A 3225-nucleotide genomic window follows, 5' to 3' on the forward strand; every position below is an offset into this window, starting at 1 on the left:
GCCATGTGCGAGACGACACGCAGGCGCAGGCGCTCGTCCTGCGGCATCGCGATCGTGAAGCCAGCCTCGGCGCTGGGCACCAGCGTGGCGGGCGTGTCGCTGATCCAGCCATGCATGCCGGTGCTGCCGAGCACCGAGCAGCCGACGCGCCTGACGCGGCCGTCCGCCTCGTAGGCCAGGCCGCCGGCGCCGAGCACGCACAGCGGCACGTCCATCAGCGTGGCGGCCACCGGCAGGCCCTCGGGCAGGCCGGTCTCGGCGGCGGCCTCGCGGCTCAGCGGCTCGTGGGCGCGGCTGGCGATCTCGGGCAGCAGGCGCTGCAGGTCGACGAGGCCCAGCTCGCGCAGCGTGGCGTCGTCGTAGGCGAGCGTGCGCAGGTTGCCGAAGGTGTAGACGCTCTCGCAGCGGCTGCCGCGGCGCAGGCCGGTCGCCTTGAAGAAGAGCCAGTCCTTGCAGTGGAAGGCGGTCGCCGCGCGGGCCAGGCGCTCGGGCTGGTGCTCGCGCAGCCACAGCAGCTGGCTGCTCTGCATCGCCGCGGTGATCGCGTTGCCGGCCCGCTCGGCCACGCTGCGCCCGGCGGGCGTGGCGCGCAGCGCCTCGGCCTGGCGGCGGGCGCGGGCATCGAGCCACAGCAGGGCCGGGCCGACCGGCCGGCCCTCGGCATCGGCGAGCCAGGTGCCGTCGCCCTGGGCGGTGCAGGCCAGGGCCAGCGCGCGCTGCGCCAGGCCCGGCAACTTCTCGCCAAGCGCGCGCAGCGTGGCGGCGGTGTCGGCCCAGGTGGCGTCCATGTCCTGCTCGGCGATGCCGCCAGGGGCAAGCCGCACGCGGTTCGGCGTGCTGGCGACGGCGAGCTGGCGGCCCTGCAGGTCGAAGGCCACGGCCTTGATCAGCGAGGTGCCGGCGTCGACGCCGATGAGGAGGTCGCGCGTCATGTCGTGTGGTACTTCTGGTCCAGCGCGTCGATCGCGCGGACGTTGCCGGCGGAGCGGCCGTTCGGATCGAAGTGCGCCGCCAGGTAGGTCTCGACGATGCTCCTGGCCAGCTCCGGCCCGATCACCCGCGCGCCCATGGTGATCACCTGCGCGTTGTTGGATAGCGCCGCGCGTTCGGCCGAATAGGTGTCGTGCGTCTGCGCGGCGCGGATGCCCGGCACCTTGTTGGCCGACAGGCACACGCCGATGCCGGTGCCGCAGACGAGCACGGCGCGCTCGAAGCGGCCGTCCAGCAGCTGGCGGCAGACCCGGTCGGCCAGCTCGGCGTAGGTCGCGTCGGCGCCGGGCTCGCTGAGTTCCGCCACCTCGATGCCGTCGCGGCCGGCGAAATGCTCGGCCAGCTGGCGGGCGAGGGCCAGGCCGGCGCTGTCTCCTGCGAAGGCGATCTTCATGGCGGCACTCCTTGCTTTGATTTACTTGGACAGGACGAAGGGCGCCGTCACCTTGTCGGCATTCGCCTTGGTGATCAGCACGCAGTCGAACAGCTGCTTCTCGCTCTTGGCGCCGGTCTTGCCGGTGCGGATGTAGGTGTCGGCCTGCAGCACGGCGGCGGCGGAGAACACGGCCACCGGCTGCAGCACCGTGTAGGCCAGCTCGCCGGACTTGACCGCGGCCACGGCATCGGGGCTGCCGTCGAAGCCGCCGATCACCGCGCCCTTGAGCTTGCCGGCCTTCTTCAGCGCGGCGATCGCGCCCAGCGCCATCTCGTCGTTGCCGCTGATCACGCCCTTGATGTCGGGGTTGGCCTGCATCAGCGCCTGCATCTTGTTGTGGCCCTGGGTGCGGTCCCAGTTGGCCACCTCGCTGCCGGCCTTGGCGAGGTCGGGGTACTGGCCCAGCACCGTCTTGAAGCCGTTCGAGCGGGTGGCGGCGTTGTTGTCCGACGGGGCGCCGACCAGTTCCACGTACCTGCCCTTGTCGCCCATCAGCTCGGCCCAGTGCTGCGCGCCGAGGGCGGCGCCCTGCGCGTTGTTGGAGACCAGCTGGGCCTTGGCCAGGCCTTCCTTGTTGATCTCGGCATTGATCAGGATCACCGGGATCTTCGCGGCGATCGCCTTCTGCACCGCGCCGACCGAGCCGCTGGCGTTGGCCGGGTCCAGGATGATGGCGACCGACTTGTTGGTGATCGCGGTGTCGATCAGCTTGCTCTCGGTGTTGGTGTCGCCGGTGTGGGCGGCGACCACGGCGCTGTAGCCCAGCTTGATGGCGGCGGCCTTGGCGGCCTCGCCCTCGGTGAACCAGTAGGGATTGGCGGGGTCGTTGACGATGATGGTCATCAGGCCCTTGTCGGCTGCGAAGGCGCTCAGGCTGGCGCCGAGCGCCAGGGTGGCGACGAGGGCGCGGCGGGTGAAGTGGATCCTGTTCATGGCGATGTCTCCGTTGTCGTTGGTGGTGGGGAAAATTGGAGGGGGTCAGGTCTTGCTGGCCGGCTTGGCGCGGCGGCGGCCGTACTGGATCGCGTTCATCAGCACGGCCAGCACGATCACCGCGCCGGTGAACACCGTCTGCCAGTACGAGGACACGCCGACGATGACCAGCCCGTCCGACAGGAAGCCGATGACGAAGGCGCCCAGCAGCGTGCCGCGCACGCTGCCGCGGCCGCCGGTCAGCGCGGCGCCGCCGACGACGACGGCGGCGATGGCCGTCAGCTCGTAGGTGGTGCCGGCGGTCGGGCCGGCCGAGGTCAGCTGCGAGGACAGCACCAGGCCGGCGATGGCCGCGCAGACGCCGCTGATCATGTAGACGCTGATCGTCGCGCGCCGCACCGGCACGCCGGACAGCTCGGCCGCGCGGCCGTTGCCGCCGGTGGCGTAGACCCAGCGGCCGAAGGCGGTGCGGCCCAGCAGCGCCATGCCGCTGACCGCCACGGCGGCCAGCACCCACACGCCGATCGGCACGCCCAGCAGGCGGTCGAAGCCCAGCGCGTTGAAGCCGGTGTTGCCCAGCGCCGGGTCGCCGGCCAGGTTGTTGAAGGTCAGGCCGTTGGTCAGCAGCAGCGCCGCGCCGCGGGCCACGTAGAGCACGCCCAGCGTGGCGACGAAGGCCGGCACCTTGAGCCAGGAGATCAGCACGCCGTTGACGGCGCCGATCGCCGCGCCCAGCGCGCAGGTCAGCACGACGACGGCCCAGACCGGCAGGTAGAGCACGACGCCCGCCGACTCGATCGTCACGCCCTGCATCAGCCAGCCGGCGATGACGCCGCACAGGCCCAGCGTGGAGCCCACCGAGAGGT

At 71.9% G+C, this 3225-nt stretch carries 4 protein-coding genes; all 4 read right to left on the bottom strand.

The window, feature by feature from the left end; genetic code table 11:
• Positions 1-932, bottom strand: a 932-nt coding sequence (locus B0W88_RS30760; RefSeq protein ID WP_255378674.1) for an FGGY family carbohydrate kinase, incomplete at its 3' end; no start/stop codon positions are given.
• Positions 929-1384 (bottom strand): RpiB/LacA/LacB family sugar-phosphate isomerase, encoded by a 456-nt coding sequence (locus B0W88_RS30765; RefSeq protein WP_077038290.1) that lies wholly within the window; start codon positions 1382-1384, stop codon positions 929-931. The genes B0W88_RS30765 and B0W88_RS30760, both read right to left, overlap by 4 nt.
• 21 nt (positions 1385-1405) lie before the next feature.
• Positions 1406-2359, bottom strand: coding sequence for a D-ribose ABC transporter substrate-binding protein (locus B0W88_RS30770; RefSeq protein WP_077038291.1), 954 nt, complete (start codon positions 2357-2359; stop codon positions 1406-1408).
• Positions 2360-2404: 45 nt separating this feature from the next.
• Positions 2405-3225 (bottom strand): ABC transporter permease (locus B0W88_RS30775; RefSeq protein WP_077038292.1); only part of this gene is annotated, 821 nt, incomplete at its 5' end.

It is taken from the genome of Pelomonas sp. KK5 (genome assembly GCF_001984095.1).
In the GTDB taxonomy this organism is placed as follows: Bacteria; Pseudomonadota; Gammaproteobacteria; order Burkholderiales; family Burkholderiaceae_C; genus KK5.